We start from the raw sequence: 17,196 nt of genomic DNA on the forward strand, positions 1-17,196 counted from the left end.
TTGACTAGTATGAAACAGTATCAATACTTGTGTTTCAATAAATTTCTAGTATCTTGTCGCTGTCTCATACCATGCATTGCGCAGTAAAAGGGGAGCCGATTGGACGTCAAAGCGCCCGCCACGATTCCGTATTTCCTACAGGAACAGATTCGTGGATTGATAGTGGACGGCACTATCCGACCTGGGCAGCCGCTGCGGGAACAGGAACTGGAACAGCGCTTCGGCACCAGCCGCAGCCCTATCCGGGAAGCCCTGCGCCTGCTTGAACTCAGCGGGCTGGTCACGCACATCCAGCGCAAGGGATTCCGGGTCACGCTCTATACCGAAACGCAGATCCGCCACCTGTACATGCTGCGCGCCGAGCTCGAGGCCTATTGCATTCGCCAGGTTGCTGAGATGCCCGACGTGGGCCCGCTGGTGGCTGAACTGGCCGGCTTTCACGAGACGATCGTCGCGGCGATGGCGCGCGGAGAGGCGCGCGGCTTCATCGCGGCCACGCGCGAGTTCTACCTGGCGGCGGCGCGGTACACGGGCAATGCGCCCCTCACCAGCATGCTCAGCAAGCTCTATGAGCAGATCGAGCCGCTGGGCTACCTGCTGGCGCGGCGGTCGCTGGAAGCCATCAAGATCCCGGCCTATACCGAGAGCATCATCCAGGCGCTGGGCAACCGCGACTTCGACCAGGCGGCCGACCTGACGCGCCGTTACGTCATGGAAGTGTTGCCCGAGATACTGGGCGCTTACCGCGAAGCGTCGCTGGAAGCCGCGTAAGCCCCGCGGCGATACGCGGCCCGGGCGCGCGTCAGCGGCCGGGCGTACGCACCTCGATGCCCGCCTGCTCCAGCGCCCGGCGGATGCCGTTGGCAAATACCAGGGCATTGGGTTGGTCGCCATGGATGCAGAGCGTGTCGGCCTGCACGGGCACGTCCTTGCCGTCCACCGAGCGCACCAGGCCCTCGCGCACCATGCGCACGACCTGCGCCACGGCCTGGTCTACGTCTTCGATCATGGCGCCAGCGCGCGTGCGCGGCGTGAGCGAACCATCGTCCTGGTAAGAACGGTCGGCAAAGACCTCGTTGGCGGCCGACAGGCCAATGGCGCGCGCCGCGTCGATCAGCTTGCTGCCGGCCAGACCGTAGAGGATCAGCGAGGCGTCCACGTCCTTGACTGCCTGGCAAATGGCGCGCGACAGGTTCTCGTCCTTGGCGGCCATGTTGTAGAGCGCGCCGTGCGCTTTCACGTGGTGCAGCCGCGCGCCTTGCGAGGCCGCCACGCCGGCCAGGGCGCCGATCTGGTACACGACGATGTCGTAGGCTTCTTCCGGGCTGATCTGGATGATGCGGCGGCCAAATCCGGCCAGGTCCTGCAGGCTGGGATGCGCACCAAGCGCCACGCCCTGCTTGAGCGCCGCGGCCACCGTCTTGCGCATCGTAGCGGGGTCGCCGCCGTGAAAGCCGCAGGCGATGTTGGCGGAGCTGACGTATTGCAGCACCGCGGCGTCATTGCCCATGGTCCAGGCGCCATAGCTTTCGCCCATGTCGCAGTTCAAGTCGATGCGGGTAGTCATAGCGAGTTCCTTTCTAGGCCAGAATCGCGCGCAGCGGCGCCAGCGATTCATGCAATTGGGCAAAGGCGCGTTCGCGTTCGCCGTCCAGGCGTTGCGCTTCGTCGAGTTCGATCCGCTGGAATCGAAGCACCTGGCCGGGCGCGTATTGCGCCAGGGCGGGCAGGTCCACCGTAGCGATCTGCGCGATCTTGGGATAGCCGCCGGTGGTCTGCCGGTCGGCCATGAGAATGATGGCTTCGCCACCCGATGGCACCTGCACGGTGCCAAAACAAGCGGCTTCCGACAGCGTCTGCCGCGGCTGGTTCATGGCCAGCGGCCGGCCCGTCAGGCGGTAGCCCATGCGGTCGGACTGCGGGCTGATTCGATATTCGGATTCGGCGAACGCCCGGCGACTGGATTGCGAGAACTCGGGCCAGTGCACGCCGGGCAGAAAGCGTATGAATTCACGCGGCTTGTTGCCCAGCGTCGTGGGCAGGTAGGCGCGCACCGTCCACAGGTCTTTCTGCAACGCGGCCAGGTCGCGGTCCTGCGCGAGCGGCTCTCGCAGGGGCACGACGTCGCCCTTGGCCAATGCGCGTCCCTGGAAGCCGCCGAAGCCGCTGCGCAGATAAGTGGTTTCGCTACCCATCACGGGCGTCAGCGCAAAACCGCCGTGCACGGCCAGATAGGCGCGCACGCCATTTGCCGGCCGGGCGCCGAAAGCGAGGACGTCGCCCGCGTGCGCGACCAGGGGGCGAAGCAGGGGAATATCTTTGCCGTTCAGGGTGGCGCCCAGATCGGCGCCGGCCAGCGCGAAACAGGCGGGAACGTCGAAGCGCAGCGACGGGCCGGTCAGTGTGATTTCCAGCGTGGCGGGGTCTCCCGCGTTGCCGGCCAGCGCGTTGGCCAGCCGATGGGCGCGTTCGTCCATGGCGCCCGCCGCGGGGATGCCCTGGTGCTGGTAGCCTTCGCGCCCGCGGCTTTGGAAGCTGGACAGCATGCCCGGCTTGATCACGGTCACGCTCATTTCTGGATTTCCCGGATGCGGTTGAATTCGTCGGGGCCGATGGGCACGAAACGCACGGAATCGCCGGGCTGCAGCAGGGCAGCCGGTTCGCGGGCGGGGTCGAACATGACGAGCGGCGTGGCGCCGATGATGTTCCAGCCCCCCGGCAGCCGGTTGGGATAGATCACGGTCTGCCGGTTGGCGATGGCCACGGCGCCGGGCGGCACCGCGGTGCGCGGCGACGGACGGCGGGGGATGTTCAGTTTTTCGTCGTGCACGCCCAGGTAGGCATGGCCGGGCGCGAAGCCCAGCATGAACACCATGCTGCGCGGCTGGCTGTGCAGTTCGATGACGGCCTCGGGCGTAAGACGCGCCGCGCGGGCCACGTCTTGCAGATCCGGTCCGTGTTCGCCGCCGTAGCAGACGGGAATGTCGACCTCGCGTCCGCCGGCGTCTTCGGTTGGAATGCCGCCGGCCAGCAAGGCCTCGATGTGTTCGGAAAGGGCGGCGTAGGTGGGACCTTCGCCGTGTCCACCGGGCCGGTAATGCACGGCCACGGCGACAAACGACGGCACGACATCGGTAACGCCCGGCAGCCGCGCATCGCGCAGCTTGCGGGCCGCAGCCAGACAGGTGCGGCCAACCGAGACGTCGATGTGTTCGCCGAAAGAGACGATCAGGCAGCGGTCACCCTGGGGCAGGATGCGCCAGCGGGTTTCGGCCGAAGAAGAATGGTCTGAAATTGCGTTCAACGGCACGAAACCTGTAGTGACGGGTTACTTGGCGAACAACGAGTCCATGTTCTTGAACGCCTTGAATTCCAGCGCGTTGCCCGACGGATCCAGGAAGAACATGGTGGCCTGTTCGCCGACTTCGCCCTTGAAGCGGATGTAGGGCTCGATGACGAACTCGGTGCCTGCGTCGGTCAGGCGCTTGGCCATGGCTTCCCATTGTTCCATGGAAAGCACGGCGCCGAAATGGCGCACCGGCACATTGTGCGAATCCACGGCGCTGGTGGCCTTGTGGCCGCATTCGCTGGGAGCCAGGTGAGCCACGATCTGATGGCCGTAGAAATTGAAGTCGATCCATTCGGGCGAGCTGCGGCCCTCCGGACAGCCCAGCTTTTCGCCATAGAAGGCGCGAGCTTCGGCCAGGTCGCGGACGGGGAAGGCCAGGTGGAACGGAGGCAGGTTGGTTTGAGCGGACATGAAAGGCTCCGGGGTAAGGCTAAGGAAAATGATCGTTCAGAATGCCGGCCGTCGCAATATGGGACAGGGCTAGCACTGGTGGGTAGTTTAGGTATTGTTTTTTTGATTGAAAAACGATATTTTTTGTGCCTTAGCATCGAAATAATTGATCGTGATCAAGGAATTCAAGACCTTTCTCGCCGTTGCGCGCGATGGCACCTTTACCGGTGCGGGCGCGCAATTGGGTCTGACGCAGTCCGCCGTCAGTGCGCAGATCAAGCGGCTGGAGGAATACCTGGGCGTGGAATTGTTCGACCGCGGCGCGCGCGCGGCGGTGCTGAACGCACAGGGCCGCGAGATGCTGCCGCAGGCCGAAGAACTGGTCGCCATGGCCGAGCGGATGGCGGCCACGGCCGGGGCGGGCCATGTCAGCGGATCGTTGCGCATCGGCGCGATCGCTTCCGTTCAGCAGGACCTGCTGGTCCGCGCGGTGGGCGAATTCCGCGCTGTCTACCCGGACGTGCGCGTGCGGATCGTGCCCGGTGTCTCGCTGTCGCTGCTGGGGCAGGTGGATGCTGGCGAGGTGGATCTGGCCGTGCTGATCCGGCCACCGTTTGCCTTGCCGCCCGAATTGGGTTGGCAGCCGTTGATGAGCGAACCCGTGATGCTCGCCATGCCCGAATCCATGCCGCTCGCACCCTGGCGGGAACTGCTGGCGACCCAGCCCTTCATCCGCTACGACCGGGCGTCATTCGGCGGACGGGTGGTGGACATCTTCCTGAAAAAGCACCGGATCAACGTCCATGAGGCCGTTGAGCTGGACGAGATCGAGGCCATCGCGGGCATGGTGCGCCATGGCCTGGGCGTGGCGCTTCTGCCCAGGCTGCGGCGGCTGGACATGAGGGGGCTGCGCCTGTTGTCGCTGGAGGAACTGGCCTTTCATCGCGAGATCGGCATCATCGGGCGCCTGCCCTTCGATGCGGGCAGCGTGCGCGACAAGATCGCGGAATGCCTGCTGCGGGCTGCGGCGGACGACGCCTGACGCCGTTGGCGCATCAGGGCGGATGGAACGGCGTAGCCATCTGGCGTCAGCCACGCATTCGACTGGCCGTCATCGTGCGCCAAACAGAAGGGCCCCGATGAAGGGGCCCTTGGTCATTACCGACGGTCTCAGCGTGCCTTACAGGCGGTCGCAGCGCACGGTGATGGGGTGGTTGCGCAAGTCGGACATCACGATGTCGTCGACCGCGCCTTCGACGTCGGTGATGACGTAGCCGATCTGGCCCCGCGTCTGCAGCGTCTGGCTGACGATGTTCAGGCCGTGCTGCGCCATCAGGTTGTCCAGCGCGCCCAGCGCCCCGGGCGCGTTGCGGTGGACGTGCAGGATGCGCGTGCCGCCCGCCTGTTCCAGGAACGGCAGTTCGGGGAAGTTGACGGCGCCCTTGGTAGTGCCGGCCTGCAGGAAGCGCACGAGCTTTTCAGCCACTTCGCGGCCGATGTTCTCTTGGGATTCCTGCGTGCTGCCGCCGATGTGCGGCGTGAGGATGACGTTGGGCATGCCGATGAGCGGACTGGCCAGGGGCTCGCCTGCGCCCTTGGGCTCGGTCGGGAAAACGTCCAGCGCGGCGCCGGCAAGGTGGCCGGACTTCAGCGCAGCGTGCAGGGCGGCGATGTCCACGACCGTGCCGCGCGAGGCATTGATCAGTATGGAGCCGCGGCGCATGCGCGCGATGGTGTCCGCGTTCATGATGTTTTCGGTGGACTTGCCGCCGGGCACGTGCAACGTCACGACGTCGGCCTGTTCCAGCAGTTCGTTCAGCGTGCCGGCGGGGCGGGCGTTGCCCAGCGGAAGCTTGGCCTCGACGTCGTGGTAGATGACGCGCATGCCCAGGCTTTCGGCCAGCGTGCTGATCTGCGATCCGATATTGCCGTAGCCAACGATGCCCAGCGTCTTGCCGCGGGTTTCAAAGGCGCCCGCGGCGCTCTTGTCCCAATGGCCCAAATGGACGCGGGCGTTCTTTTCGGGGATCCGGCGCAGCAGCAGGATGGCTTCGCCCAGCACCAGTTCGGCGACCGACCGGGTGTTAGAAAACGGTGCGTTGAACACCGGGATGCCGCGCTGCATGGCCGTGTCCAGGTCGACCTGGTTGGTGCCGATGCAGAAGCAGCCCACGACGCGCAGGTCGGGGTTGCCGGACAGCAGGGCGGCGTCCAGGTGCGTGCGAGAACGAATCCCCGCCACTTGCACGCCGCGCAGGGCGTCGTGCAATTGCGCCGGCGGCAGGGCCGCAGCGTGCGTGACGATGTCGGTGTAGCCGGCGGCCTCGAAGACGGCGCGGGCGCTCGGGTGGATGTTCTCGAACAGGACGATTTGTGCCATGACTGCCAAGGGGTGGGTGAGAAACGCGTTTTATTTATTGTGGACCATTTTTGCTGCGGTGCAAGGAGTAGCCATTGAGCCAATGGGGATGAATTGTTTCAGTGCGGCGGCGCGTGCGGCCGCAACGCGTGGCCATGGACGCCCCTGGGCCGGGGCTCCGTGGCGTTGAAGTGCGGCGCGGCCTAGCGGTACGCCTGGAAGACCGTGGCCCCGCCTTGCTTGTCCACCAGCACGATGTCGTGCGGGGTCTTGCGGCCGCCGTACTCCGGGCCGTCCATGCCGGGAGACCCCAGCGGCATGCCCGGTGCGGACAGGCCCGCCGCGTCGGGCTTCTCCAGCAGCAGCCGGCGCACGTCGCTGGCGGGCACGTGGCCTTCGATGGCGTAGCCGTCGACCAGGGCGGTATGGCACGAGCCGTAGTTGGCCATGCCGGCGTTGCGGCGGATCGGGCCGGTGTCGTCGACGTCATGCGTGGTGACGGCAAATCCGTTGTCGCGCATGTGCTTGACCCAGTCCTCGCAGCAGCCGCAGGTAGGCGTCTTCCAGACCTCGACCTTGACGGTCGATTGGGCGGCAACAAGAACAGGCGCGCACAGGGCCGCGGCGATGACCAGGCGGCGCGTAAGACGGGTAACGTTCATGATGCTCCGTGCAATGGGTAAGGAGGTAATTGGCGCTCAAAGGATACGGCAACGTAGCGCGCTTGATCTCGAGTGTCTTCGTGGCGCGGGCGCAAGGTAAGCGCCGTCATGTCAGAGCACCGACACCGAACCCTTCATGCCCGCAGCGTAATGGCCGGGTTCCAGGCAGCCGAAAGACACTGTTCCGGCCTTGTCGAAGCGCCACACGATCGCGCCGCTTTTGCCGGCTTCGAGCGACACCGCGTTCGCTTCCTCGTGCCGCATGCCGGGGTCCTTCATCATCATGTCGTAATGCGATTTCAGGTCGGCGTCGGTGCCCAGCACCAGCTCGTGGCGGATCTTGCCGGAATTGTGCACGTTCAGGCGCACGGTCTCGTCCGCCTTGACGTCGATGCTGGCCGGCGTGAAGCGCATGGCGTCGGTCATGTCGATGTCGATGGTGCGGGTGACGCGGGCGGCGTCGCCCGGCTTGCCGATGGGCGCGGAGGCGGCCGGCATGGCGTGGCCGGCATGGTCCTGGGCGCCGGCGGCAAGAACGGCGGCGGCCGGCGCGAACGCCAGGGCGGCAATGAGCGTGGTGCGAAGCTGAGTGCCTTTCACGTGAAATCCTTTCTGGGAGTGACCGTGATGGCACTGTAGAAAAACCGGGGTGACCCGATCCTGTCGCGCAGATTACGTTTTTGTAATGTTCGGGGCGGGCGATGCCGGGCCACGCAGCGTGATGCCGATCACGGTGCCACCCGCGTCCGACGCGGCATCCACGTCGCCGCCGTGCATGCGCGCAATGGCGCGCACGATGGCCAGCCCCAGGCCATGGCCTTCGCTGCGAGGGGCGCGAGCCGGCCCTGCGCGGAAAAAGCGGTCGAAGATGCGGGGCAGATCGGCGGGCGGGATGGGCGCGCCGGGATTGCGCACCTCTACCCGCGCTCCAGCGTCGGACATCGAGCAGGCCAGCACGATCTCTTCTCCGCGGGGCGTGGCCTTGATCGCATTCGAGATCAGGTTGGCCAGCGCGCGGCGCACCAGCCCCGGGTTGGCCGCCACGGTGGCGTCGCCCTCGTTGCGCAACCGCACGCCATGTTCTTCCAGCGTGGCCTCGTAGTATTCGGCGACGCGGCGGGCCTCGGCAGCCAGCGACACCGGCGACAGGTCGGCCGCGCGTTCGCCCCGGTCGGCGCGGGCCAGGAACAGCATGTCGTTGACCAGCGTCTTCAGGTCCTCAAGCTCTTCCAGGTTGGATTCCAGCGCGTCGCGCAGCTCCGCGGCATCGCGGGGCGAAGACAGCATGACCTGCGCGCCGTTGATGAGCGTCGCCAGCGGCGTGCGCAGTTCATGCGCCACGTCGGCGTTGAAACCTTCCATCTGCTGGTAGGCGGACTGCAGGCGGTCCAGCGTCCGGTTGAAGGAACGGACCAGTTCATGCAGTTCGCGGTCGGTGTCTTCCAGCGGCAGGCGAAGCGCCAGGTTGTCGGGCTGGATGCCGGCGGCCTGTTCGGACAGCCGGCGCGCCGGCGCCATGCTGCGCCGCACGGCCCAGGCGGCCAGCACCACGGTCGCGCCCACCCAAAGCGCGCAGATCAGCAGCAGGGCGGTGCCGTAGGCGTACAGGAATTGCGAGCTGGTGCGCGTGCTGACCGCGACGGTCAGATGCGCGCCGGGCAGGATGCGGTCGTTCATGGCCACGCGCAGCCCGCGCATGCGGCCGCCGTCGGGCGCCTGCAGCACGACCTGCCGGCCGTCCGCGGTCTCCAGCGTTTCAGGAGCGGCGCCGCCATACACCACCTTCCCCTGCGCGTCCTGGATCCAGATGCTCAACTGGGCCTGTCCCGCGCGCATCTCGTCGAACGTGGCGGCCAGGTCGGTCAGGCCGCTGGCGCTGTTCTGCATGTCGATCAGGTGGTCGATGAGTTCGAGCTTGCCGCTGACCTCGGTGATCTCCTGGCGCTCGACTTCGCGCTTGAGCGCCCAGAACAGGGTGGCGCCGGCAAGACTGGACACCAGCAGGGCGATGGCTCCCAGCAGCAGCGTAAGCCGCGCCTGCATCGACCGGACGCGGGGCCGGCGACCGACGGGAGGATTCATGAATGCCGGCCGTCAGGGGGGCGGCCGTCAGCCGACCGTGATTCCAGCACGTACCCCATGCCGCGCACGGTGTGCAGCAGCTTCATGTCGTAGGGATCGTCCAGCTTGCCGCGCAGCCGCCTCACCGCCACGTCGATGACATTGGTGTCGCTGTCGAAATTCATGTCCCAAACCTGCTCGGCCAGTGTGGTGCGCGACAGCACCTGGCCCTGGCGGCGCAGCAGCAGCGCCAGCAGGCTGAATTCCTTGGCGGTCAGGTCCAGGCGCTGGCCGCCGCGCTGGACGCGGCGGCGCGCCAGGTCCAGCTCCAGGTCGGCCAGCCGCAGCAGCGTGGGTTCCTGCGTGCGGCCGCGTCGCAGCAGGGCCTGCACCCGGGCCAGCAATTCAGAAAAGGCAAAGGGCTTGACCAGGTAGTCGTCGGCGCCGCCTTCCAGACCGCGCACACGGTCTTCGACGGCATCTCGGGCCGTCAGCATCAGGATGGGCGTGTCCTTGCGCGCGCGCACCGACGCCAGGACCTCGAAGCCGTCCACGCCGGGCAGCATGACGTCCAGCACGATCAGGTCGTACGCGCCCTCCAGGGCGAGGTGCCGGCCGTCCAGGCCGTCACGCGCCACGTCCACGACGTGGCTTTGCTCCGACAACCCCTTCCTGAGGTAGTCGGCCAATTTGGGTTCGTCTTCAATGACCAGGATGCGCATGGCCAAAAATTTACCATCGCGCCGGTGGAAAGGCCTGGCGATACCCCCGCCTCAAAGCCGGGGTATCAGGCCGTTTCGGCGACGGCGATGCGGTCCGGGGGAAAGCGCAGCGCAAAGACGCTGCCCTTGCCGGGTTCGCTGGTGATGAGCAGTTCGGCGTCGTGGCGCATTGCGATGTGCTTGGTGATCGCCAGCCCCAGCCCGGTGCCGCCCACGGCGCGCGACCGGCCTCGGTCCACGCGGTAGAAGCGTTCGGTCAGGCGGGGCAGGTGGCGCGCGGGGATCCCGATGCCGGTGTCCTGCACGCTGTAGTGCGCCCCGCCATCGGCCTCGCGCTCCCACCGCACGGTGATCTTGCCGCCGTCCGGCGTGTAGCGCACCGCGTTGGTCAGCAGGTTGGACAGGGCGGAAGTCAGTTCGGTCTCGGCGCCCAGCACGTCCAGGCTTTCGTCGATGTGCCATTCCAGCACGTGACGGCCGCCCGACAGCGCCTCGATCTGCTGGCGCGCCTTCTGCAGCAGCGCGCCCATGTTGACGGCGCGCGGATCGCTGCCCGGCGACGATTCCAGCGTGGATAGGGTCAGCAAGTCTTCGACGATGGCCTGCATGCGATGCGCCTGTTCATGCATCATGTCGATGTACTGGGCACGCTGCTCTTGCGGCAGCGCGTCGTCCGGCATGTCGCGCAGCGTTTCCAGGAACCCGGCCAGCACGGTCAGCGGCGTGCGCAGTTCATGCGAGACGTTGGCGACGAAGTCGCGGCGGGTGGTTTCCAGGCGTTCGATCTGCGTGACGTCGCGCGTGATGAGCAGGCGCTGGTTGCTGGCGTAGGCCGTGAGCTGCATCATCATCAGCCGTTCCTGGCCTTGCTGGCCCAGCCGCACCAGGATGGGCTCCGGCCAGGACGCGCGGTGCGCGTACTCCACGAACTCGGGGGCGCGCAGCAGGTTCAGCAGGTTGTGGCCGCGGTCGGCGGGCAGGCGCAAGCCCAGGTGCTGGCGCGCCATGCGGTTGCACCAGTCGATCTGGAAGTCTTCATTAAGGGTGACCGCGCCATCCGGCAGCGCCTGCGCGGCCGCCAGCATGCCCTGCATGGTGTCGCGGGTCTCGGACAGTTCGCGGGCGCGGGCCCGGGTGTAGCGATACAGCGGGGCGAGGATGTCGTCCCACGGGCCCACGGAAGCGGGCGGGGCGGTGTCGGGGTGGTTGGCCCAGCGGGAGACCAGCGACAGCCGCCAGCTTCGCCAGAGCAGCATGGCGGTCAGCGCGGTTGAAAACACCAGCCAGCCCGCCGGGTCTCCAATGAGCCATTGCGCCAGTAATGCAATCACCGCCCACAGGGCGACCAGGAAAAGTGTGCGCAGCCAGATCATCGTGCGCAAGTTTTACCGCGTGGGAAGCTGTGCCGTAAACCGATAACCGCTGCCGCGGACAGTTTCCACGTGCGCGTCGTGGCCGCTGGGTTCCAGGGCCTTGCGCAGGCGGCGAATGTGGACGTCGACCGTGCGTTCTTCCACGAACACGTGGTCGCCCCAGACCTGGTCCAGGAGCTGCGAACGGGAGAAGACGCGTTCGGGGTGCGTCATGAAGAAGTGAAGCAGGCGGAATTCGGTGGGCCCGATCTGCAGCGACTGGCTGTTGCCCGACAGGCGATGCGTCACCGGATCGAGCTTCAGGCCGCCGACGTCGATCACGTCGTCGGTGAGCTGCGGCGCGCGGCGGCGCAGCACGGCCTTGATGCGGGCCATCAGCTCTTTCGGGGAGAACGGCTTGGTGATGTAGTCGTCGGCGCCGGCTTCCAGGCCGTCAACCTTGTCCTGCTCGGAACCCTTGGCCGTCAGCATGATGACCGGGACGGCGCGGGTGCGCTCGTCGTTGCGCAGCTTGCGCGCCATGGCCAGGCCGGACGTGCCGGGCAGCATCCAGTCCAGCAGGATCAAATCGGGCAGCTCGGCGCGGATCAGCGTCTGGGCCTGGTCGGCGTCGAAGGCGCGCAGCACCTTGTGCCCGGCGAAGGACAAGTTGACGGCGATCAGTTCCTGGATTGCGGGTTCGTCTTCGACGACGAGGATGGTGCTGGACATGTGGAATTTGGCACACTTCGGAGCGCCGGCGCGGCGCGAACATTGCGATAGTATGGCCGCAATATTTCAGGTATGTGACCGCAGCGCGTCATCTGGCGGCTGAGTCCGCCGCCGGCGCGCGCCCGATAGGCTACCATTGAACGATATATCGGGAATACACCATGCAAAACCCCTCCGAATCGCAACAATCCTCCAGCTCGGACTCGGCATCCACGCATTTCGGCTTCCAGTCGGTCCCGGAAAGCGATAAGGCCCGCAAGGTCGCCGAAGTCTTCCATTCGGTCGCCCAGCGCTACGACATCATGAATGACTTCATGTCGGGCGGCCTGCACCGCGTCTGGAAGGCATTCACGATTGGCCGTGCGGCCATCCGCCCCGGCATGAAGGTGCTGGACATCGCCGGCGGCACGGGCGACCTGGCCCGCGCCTTCGCCAAGCGCGCCGGCCCCACGGGCGAGGTCTGGCTCACCGACATCAATGATTCCATGCTGCGGGTGGGCCGGGATCGGCTGACCGACGCCGGTCTGCTGGTGCCCGCCGCCGTGTGCGACGCTGAACGCCTGCCGTTCCCTTCGGGCTATTTCGACCGCGTCAGCGTGGCCTTCGGCCTGCGCAACATGACCCACAAGGACCGCGCCCTGGCGGAAATGACCCGGGTGCTCAAGCCGGGCGGCAAGCTGCTGGTCCTCGAATTCTCGCGCATCGCCAAGCCTTTGGCTCCTGCGTACGACTGGTATTCCTTCAATGTGCTGCCCTGGCTGGGCAAGAAGGTCGCCAAGGACGAAGCCAGCTATCGATACCTGGCGGAATCCATTCGCATGCACCCCGACCAGGACACCCTGGCCGACATGCTGCGCACGGCCGGGCTCGAACGGGTCCAGTACTTCAACCTGACTGCCGGCATCGCCGCCCTGCACGAAGGCGTGCGGCTGGGATAACGCGGGGCGTCCACGGCAAGTTTCACCCTCCGGCGGGGAACTTGTCGGGCGACGGCTTGTCCGTTATTCTTACACCATTCAGATTACTGTAAGAAAAGTCGCGCAGATGGTCTCGCGTATTGCGGGGCCCTCCCGTTGCTCGGGGCAGCGGGGGCGCGAGTACGAGGGAGCAAACCTATGTCCAAATTCTGTCTTTCGCGGTTTGTCGCCGCGGCGCTCATCGCCGTTTCCGGCGCTGCGCTGGTGACGGCGTCGTTTGACGCCGAAGCCCGCCGCGCTGGCGGCGGCTCGAGCGTCGGCCGCCAATCGTCCAACGTAACGCAGCAGCGCCAGGCCACCACGCCGCCCGCCGCCAACAGCAGCACGGCAGGCGCCACCGCCGCTCCGGCAGCCGCTGGCGCGGCCACGGCTGGCGCCGCGGGCGCCGCCGCCAAGAGCGGCGCTTCGCGCTGGCTTGGCCCCATCGCCGGCATCGCCGCCGGCCTGGGTATCGCCGCGCTGCTCTCCAGCATGGGCCTGTCGGGCGCGTTCCTGGAGTTCCTGTCGTCCGCGCTGCTGATCGCCGCGGTCGTCTTCGCCGTCATGTTCATCATCCGCCGCCTGCGCGGCGCCGGTCCGCGCACTGCCACCCAGGGCGCGTTCGGCGGTGGCAACAACGCCTCGGGCCAGCAGCAACAGCAACCGATGTGGCGCGAATCGCTGCAGCCCGGCGCCGCTGCGCCTGCCGCTGCCGCTGCTGCACCGGTCGCTCCTCCGGCTGTCCTGCCCAAGATGGGCGAAGACACCAACTGGTTCGTGCCGGGCGATTTCGACACGGCGAACTTCCTGAAGCAAGCCAAGGACCAGTTCGTCCGGATCCAAGGCGTGTGGGACAGCGGCAACGTCGACAACCTGCGCGAATTCCTCACTGACGACCTGATCACCGAGCTCAAGCCCCAGCTGGCCGAGCGCGGCGCGGCGCCCAACAAGACCGAAGTGGTCCTGCTGAACGCCGAAATGCTGGGCATCGAAACGGTTTCCGACGGTCACCTGGCCAGCGTGCGCTTCTCCGGCATGCTGCGCGAGGCTCCGGGCGCCGAAGCTTTCCGCTTCGAAGAGGTCTGGAACCTGTTCAAGCCGGCCACGGGCGGCTGGCTGCTGGCCGGCATCCAGCAGATCCCGGTGGAGCACGCCAGCTAAGCCTGGCGGCCCTGCTCGACCGATCTGTGCCGCGGGCGCCATAAGGCGTCCGCTTGAACCGGCCCCTCAAGGGCCGGTTTTTCCATGTGCCCCCGCAGAACAGGCACCCATCTAACCCGTTACACTCCCGATTTACCCATCAACTTCGGCAAGCCCCGCCATCGGGTCGTTGCAACCGTCATGCTGCCTCTTCCGTTCCTGCCCACCCCCACGCGCCTGGCCATCAGCGCCCTCAACGCCCTCTTGCGGCGCGAGGACTGGGCGCGCGAACGCCTGGCCCGGCATGCCGGCAAGACGGTGCGGTTTGCCATGGGTGGATTCACCCTTGGCCTGTCCATCGACAGCGAAGGGCTGGCCGACCAGGCCGACCCCGCCGTGGTGCCAGACGTTACCCTGACCGTCGCCCCTGAAAAGCTGCCGCTGCCGCGCCTGGGCGCCGGCCGCGAAACGCCGGACTTCGCCGAGGCCACGCATATTTCCGGGGACGCGGCGCTGGCGCAGGTGGTTGCCGACCTGTCCAAGCAGTTGCGCTGGGATCCCGAGGACACACTGGCCCGCGTGGTGGGCGACATCGCCGCGCTGCGCATCGTGGGGGGCGCCCGCGCGGTGGTCGGCGGCGCGCGCACGGCCGGTCAGCGGCTTGCTGAAAACGTCTCGGAATACCTGTCCGAGGAAAGCGGCGTATTGGCGGGCCGTCCGGCCCTGGAGCAGTGGCGGCTGGACCTGGCCGACCTGAACGCCCGCGCGGACGCGCTGGCCCGTTCGGCGGCCGCGCTGCAAACCCGCCTGGCTTCGGCCAGCGCAAAGCGGGGCGCCTGATCCATGTTCCCCTTGCTGCGCCTTTTCCGCATCATCCTCGTTTCGCTGCGCTATGGCCTGGACGAACTGGTGTTGTCCAGCCTGAACCATCCGCTGGCCACCTGCCTGCTGCGAGTCATCCGACTGGGCACGCGCCCGCGCACCCCGCGCGGCCAGCGGCTGCGCCTGGCGCTGGAATCGCTGGGCCCCATTTTCGTGAAGTTCGGGCAGGTGCTGTCCACGCGGCGCGACCTGATCCCGGCCGACATCGCGAACGAACTGGCCCTGCTGCAGGATCGCGTGCCGCCGTTCCCGTCGGCGCAGGCGGCGGCCTGCATCGAGGCTGCCCTGGGCGCGCCTCCGGACAAGCTGTTCGCGCAGTTCGAGATCGATCCCGTCGCGTCGGCCTCGATTGCGCAGGTCCACTTTGCCGTCCTGCACGACGGCCGCGAAGTCGCGGTCAAGGTGCTGCGCCCGGGCATGCTCAGCATCATCGAAAAGGATCTGTCGCTGCTGAAGGTCGTGGCGCGCATCATCGAGCGCCTGGGCCCGGACGGCCGCCGCCTGAAGCCGCGCGAGGTCGTGGCGGAGTTCGACAAGTACCTGCACGACGAGCTGGACCTGGTGCGCGAGGCATCTAATTGCAGCCAGTTGCGCCGCAACTTCGGTCCCGAATCCGGCCGCGGCGACATGCTGATCGTGCCCGAGGTGATCTGGGAATACACGGCTTCCACCGTGTTCACCATGCAGCGCATGTACGGCATGCCGGTGGGCCAGGTCGAGCGCATGCGCGAGGCCGGCATCGACATCCCCACGCTGGCGCGCACCGGCGTTGAAATCTTCTTCACCCAGGTGTTCACCGACGGCTTTTTCCATGCCGACATGCACCCGGGCAACATCTACGTGTCGGACCGCCCCGGGACGCTGGGCAGCTATATTGCGCTGGACTTCGGCATCGTGGGATCGCTGTCCGAGTTCGACAAGAACTACCTGGCGCAGAACTTCCTGGCGTTCTTCCACCGCGACTATCGCCGGGTGGCGCAGTTGCATATCGAGTCGGGCTGGGTGCCGCCCGACACGCGCGAGGAAGAACTGGAGGGCGCGGTGCGCGCCGTCTGCGAACCGTATTTTGACCGTCCGCTGTCGGAAATCTCGCTGGGGCAGGTGCTGCTCCGGCTGTTCCAGACGTCGCGCCGGTTCAATGTCGAGATCCAGCCGCAGTTGGTCCTGTTGCAAAAGACCCTGCTCAACGTCGAGGGACTGGGCCGCCAGCTCGATCCCAACCTGGATCTCTGGAAGACGGCCAAGCCCTATCTGGAACGCTGGATGCGCCAGCGTGTCGGATTCCAGGGCCTGCGCCAGAGCCTGGAAAAAGAAGCCGCGCAGTGGTCGCAAATGCTGCCGGCCTTGCCCAGGCTGGTCCATGACCACCTGAGCCGTCCCAATGTCTCGCCGGCGCTGCTGGCCGAGATGACGCAGCTGCGCCGCGCGCAGGAGCAGAACAACCGGCTGGTTGCAGCGCTGGTTGGGGTGCTGGCGCTGGCCGTCGGGGTCGCCATATGGGCCCTGACCCGATAGGCGGCGCGATGATCTAGACCATCCTTGTCATGTTTCATTCATGAAACGGTCATCATAGCTTCGCGGGAGACGGCGAAAAATAGCGCTGCGGTGGATGGAATGCAGCGCCTCCGCCTATAAGAACGCGCGCGCCATTCATCAATTTTCATAGCCCCACTAGCGGGACGAATACAAGGGCAGAACATGCTTTATCCTGAACTCTTCAAGACCATGGAAGCCGTGCGCTGGAACATGGCGCACGACATTCCCTGGGGCGACTTCGACCGCAGCAAGCTCTCGGACGAACAGGCCCACACGATCAAGATGAACGCCATCACCGAGTGGGCGGCGCTGCCGGCCACCGAAATGTTCCTGCGCGACAACCGCGGCGATAGCGATTTCTGCGCGTTCATGTCGGTGTGGTTCTTTGAAGAGCAGAAGCACTCCCTGGTGCTGATCGAATACCTGCGGCGCTTCTGCCCGGACCTGGTGCCCACCGAAGAAGAACTGCACAACGTGCGCTTCGAGTTCGACGCCGCGCCGGAGCTTGAAACGCTGATGCTTCACTTCTGCGGTGAAGTGCGCCTGAACCACTGGTATCGTCGCGCCGCGGAATGGCACACCGAGCCCGTCATCAAGGCCATCTACAAGACGGTGGCGCAGGACGAGGCGCGCCACGCCGGCGCCTATCTGCAATACATGCGCCGCGCACTGCATGACCGCGGGCAGCACACCAGCGAGCAGGCCCGGCTGGCGTTCTCGAAGATCGGCGTGCTGATGGCTTCGGCCGGCCGCACGCAGCAGGCCCTGCACCCGACCAACCTGCACGTGAACAAAGACCTGTTCCCGAACGACACCGTGCAGTCGCGCCTGCCGGAACCCGGCTGGCTCGAGCACTGGCTGGACACGCAGATCCGCTTTGACGGCGTCTGGGAACAAAAGGTCGCCACGCGGATCCTGCACATCCTGTCCAAGCTCATGGACCGCAGCTTCGAGACCGTGAAGGACCTGAACCGCTACCGCAAGGAAATGACGGCGCTGATCGTTCCCAAGGATAAAGAGATCATCCTGGCCGGCGCCTGATCCCTCCTATAATC

Annotated in this window: 18 protein-coding genes; 7 read left to right on the top strand and 11 right to left on the bottom strand. The window is 66.4% G+C overall.

Annotated elements, in window-relative coordinates:
- The first annotated feature begins 99 nt into the window (after window positions 1–99).
- Window positions 100–771, top strand: a complete 672-nt coding sequence (locus RT614_RS23315; RefSeq protein WP_313624544.1) for a GntR family transcriptional regulator — start codon at window positions 100–102, stop codon at window positions 769–771.
- Window positions 772–802: 31 nt separating this feature from the next.
- On the opposite strand, the gene RT614_RS23320 is transcribed toward RT614_RS23315, so the two are convergent.
- The 4 genes from RT614_RS23320 to RT614_RS23335 are packed head-to-tail and all read right to left on the bottom strand — an operon-like array spanning window position 803 to window position 3,760.
- Window positions 803–1,567, bottom strand: coding sequence for a 5-oxoprolinase subunit PxpA (locus tag RT614_RS23320; RefSeq protein WP_313624545.1), 765 nt, complete (start codon window positions 1,565–1,567; stop codon window positions 803–805).
- A gap of 13 nt (window positions 1,568–1,580) precedes the next feature.
- Entirely contained in the window at window positions 1,581–2,573 is a 993-nt protein-coding gene (locus RT614_RS23325; protein ID WP_313624546.1) for a biotin-dependent carboxyltransferase family protein, read from the bottom strand.
- Window positions 2,570–3,304, bottom strand: a complete 735-nt coding sequence (gene pxpB, locus RT614_RS23330) for a 5-oxoprolinase subunit PxpB (protein WP_313624547.1) — start codon at window positions 3,302–3,304, stop codon at window positions 2,570–2,572. The genes RT614_RS23325 and pxpB overlap by 4 nt, the downstream gene beginning before the upstream one ends.
- A gap of 24 nt (window positions 3,305–3,328) precedes the next feature.
- The gene (locus RT614_RS23335; protein ID WP_076518636.1) at window positions 3,329–3,760 is read right to left on the bottom strand and encodes a VOC family protein; all 432 of its coding nucleotides are present in this window, start codon (window positions 3,758–3,760) and stop codon (window positions 3,329–3,331) included.
- 151 nt (window positions 3,761–3,911) lie between these two features.
- Here RT614_RS23335 and RT614_RS23340 point away from each other — a divergent pair, with 151 nt between their 5' ends.
- Window positions 3,912–4,781 carry a LysR family transcriptional regulator gene (locus RT614_RS23340; RefSeq protein WP_313624548.1) on the top strand — a complete coding sequence of 290 codons (870 nt, stop codon included), beginning with the start codon at window positions 3,912–3,914 and terminating at the stop codon, window positions 4,779–4,781.
- Window positions 4,782–4,919: 138 nt separating this feature from the next.
- On the opposite strand, the gene serA is transcribed toward RT614_RS23340, so the two are convergent.
- From serA to phoB, 7 genes are all read right to left on the bottom strand, one after another.
- Window positions 4,920–6,119: a phosphoglycerate dehydrogenase gene (gene serA / locus RT614_RS23345; protein WP_313624549.1), complete on the bottom strand. Its 1,200-nt coding sequence runs from the start codon at window positions 6,117–6,119 to the stop codon at window positions 4,920–4,922.
- 182 nt (window positions 6,120–6,301) lie between these two features.
- Window positions 6,302–6,760, bottom strand: a complete 459-nt coding sequence (locus RT614_RS23350) for a DUF411 domain-containing protein (protein WP_313624550.1) — start codon at window positions 6,758–6,760, stop codon at window positions 6,302–6,304.
- Window positions 6,761–6,871: 111 nt separating this feature from the next.
- Window positions 6,872–7,360 carry a cupredoxin family protein gene (locus RT614_RS23355; protein WP_313624551.1) on the bottom strand — a complete coding sequence of 163 codons (489 nt, stop codon included), beginning with the start codon at window positions 7,358–7,360 and terminating at the stop codon, window positions 6,872–6,874.
- A gap of 72 nt (window positions 7,361–7,432) precedes the next feature.
- Window positions 7,433–8,842, bottom strand: a complete 1,410-nt coding sequence (locus RT614_RS23360) for a heavy metal sensor histidine kinase (RefSeq protein ID WP_313624552.1) — start codon at window positions 8,840–8,842, stop codon at window positions 7,433–7,435.
- Window positions 8,839–9,543: a heavy metal response regulator transcription factor gene (locus tag RT614_RS23365; RefSeq protein WP_313624553.1), complete on the bottom strand. Its 705-nt coding sequence runs from the start codon at window positions 9,541–9,543 to the stop codon at window positions 8,839–8,841. Before RT614_RS23365 ends, RT614_RS23360 begins: the two co-directional genes overlap by 4 nt.
- A gap of 65 nt (window positions 9,544–9,608) precedes the next feature.
- The gene (phoR, locus tag RT614_RS23370) at window positions 9,609–10,916 is read right to left on the bottom strand and encodes a phosphate regulon sensor histidine kinase PhoR (protein WP_313624611.1); all 1,308 of its coding nucleotides are present in this window, start codon (window positions 10,914–10,916) and stop codon (window positions 9,609–9,611) included.
- Between the two features lie 12 nt (window positions 10,917–10,928).
- A complete protein-coding gene (gene phoB, locus RT614_RS23375) occupies window positions 10,929–11,627 on the bottom strand; it encodes a phosphate regulon transcriptional regulator PhoB (RefSeq protein WP_006227196.1) in 699 nt (232 codons plus the stop codon).
- Window positions 11,628–11,788: 161 nt separating this feature from the next.
- Here phoB and ubiE point away from each other — a divergent pair, with 161 nt between their 5' ends.
- The 5 genes from ubiE (at window position 11,789) to RT614_RS23400 (ending at window position 17,182) form a co-directional block, all read left to right on the top strand.
- Window positions 11,789–12,565, top strand: coding sequence for a bifunctional demethylmenaquinone methyltransferase/2-methoxy-6-polyprenyl-1,4-benzoquinol methylase UbiE (gene ubiE / locus RT614_RS23380; RefSeq protein ID WP_313624554.1), 777 nt, complete (start codon window positions 11,789–11,791; stop codon window positions 12,563–12,565).
- Between the two features lie 177 nt (window positions 12,566–12,742).
- Window positions 12,743–13,744: a Tim44 domain-containing protein gene (locus tag RT614_RS23385; protein ID WP_313624555.1), complete on the top strand. Its 1,002-nt coding sequence runs from the start codon at window positions 12,743–12,745 to the stop codon at window positions 13,742–13,744.
- Window positions 13,745–13,924: 180 nt separating this feature from the next.
- Window positions 13,925–14,563 carry an SCP2 sterol-binding domain-containing protein gene (locus tag RT614_RS23390; RefSeq protein WP_313624556.1) on the top strand — a complete coding sequence of 213 codons (639 nt, stop codon included), beginning with the start codon at window positions 13,925–13,927 and terminating at the stop codon, window positions 14,561–14,563.
- A gap of 3 nt (window positions 14,564–14,566) precedes the next feature.
- A complete protein-coding gene (ubiB, locus tag RT614_RS23395) occupies window positions 14,567–16,120 on the top strand; it encodes a ubiquinone biosynthesis regulatory protein kinase UbiB (protein ID WP_313624557.1) in 1,554 nt (517 codons plus the stop codon).
- Window positions 16,121–16,303: 183 nt separating this feature from the next.
- Window positions 16,304–17,182, top strand: coding sequence for a ferritin-like domain-containing protein (locus RT614_RS23400; RefSeq protein ID WP_313624558.1), 879 nt, complete (start codon window positions 16,304–16,306; stop codon window positions 17,180–17,182).
- Window positions 17,183–17,196: the final 14 nt, after the last annotated feature.

The organism is Achromobacter sp. (genome assembly GCF_032102605.1).
Classification (GTDB): domain Bacteria; phylum Pseudomonadota; class Gammaproteobacteria; order Burkholderiales; family Burkholderiaceae_B; genus Achromobacter.

Bases quoted from the DNA above. Each gene is read 5' to 3' on its own strand.
- RT614_RS23320 (WP_313624545.1), bottom strand. From the start codon at position 1,567: ATGACTACCCGCATCGACTTGAACTGCGACATGGGCGAAAGCTATGGC.
- RT614_RS23325 (WP_313624546.1), bottom strand. From the start codon at position 2,573: ATGAGCGTGACCGTGATCAAGCCGGGCATGCTGTCCAGCTTCCAAAGC.
- RT614_RS23335 (WP_076518636.1), bottom strand. From the start codon at position 3,760: ATGTCCGCTCAAACCAACCTGCCTCCGTTCCACCTGGCCTTCCCCGTC.
- serA (WP_313624549.1), bottom strand. From the start codon at position 6,119: ATGGCACAAATCGTCCTGTTCGAGAACATCCACCCGAGCGCCCGCGCC.
- RT614_RS23350 (WP_313624550.1), bottom strand. From the start codon at position 6,760: ATGAACGTTACCCGTCTTACGCGCCGCCTGGTCATCGCCGCGGCCCTG.
- RT614_RS23360 (WP_313624552.1), bottom strand. From the start codon at position 8,842: ATGAATCCTCCCGTCGGTCGCCGGCCCCGCGTCCGGTCGATGCAGGCG.
- RT614_RS23365 (WP_313624553.1), bottom strand. From the start codon at position 9,543: ATGCGCATCCTGGTCATTGAAGACGAACCCAAATTGGCCGACTACCTC.
- phoR (WP_313624611.1), bottom strand. From the start codon at position 10,916: ATGATCTGGCTGCGCACACTTTTCCTGGTCGCCCTGTGGGCGGTGATT.
- phoB (WP_006227196.1), bottom strand. From the start codon at position 11,627: ATGTCCAGCACCATCCTCGTCGTCGAAGACGAACCCGCAATCCAGGAA.
- ubiE (WP_313624554.1), top strand. From the start codon at position 11,789: ATGCAAAACCCCTCCGAATCGCAACAATCCTCCAGCTCGGACTCGGCA.
- RT614_RS23385 (WP_313624555.1), top strand. From the start codon at position 12,743: ATGTCCAAATTCTGTCTTTCGCGGTTTGTCGCCGCGGCGCTCATCGCC.
- RT614_RS23390 (WP_313624556.1), top strand. From the start codon at position 13,925: ATGCTGCCTCTTCCGTTCCTGCCCACCCCCACGCGCCTGGCCATCAGC.
- ubiB (WP_313624557.1), top strand. From the start codon at position 14,567: ATGTTCCCCTTGCTGCGCCTTTTCCGCATCATCCTCGTTTCGCTGCGC.
- RT614_RS23400 (WP_313624558.1), top strand. From the start codon at position 16,304: ATGCTTTATCCTGAACTCTTCAAGACCATGGAAGCCGTGCGCTGGAAC.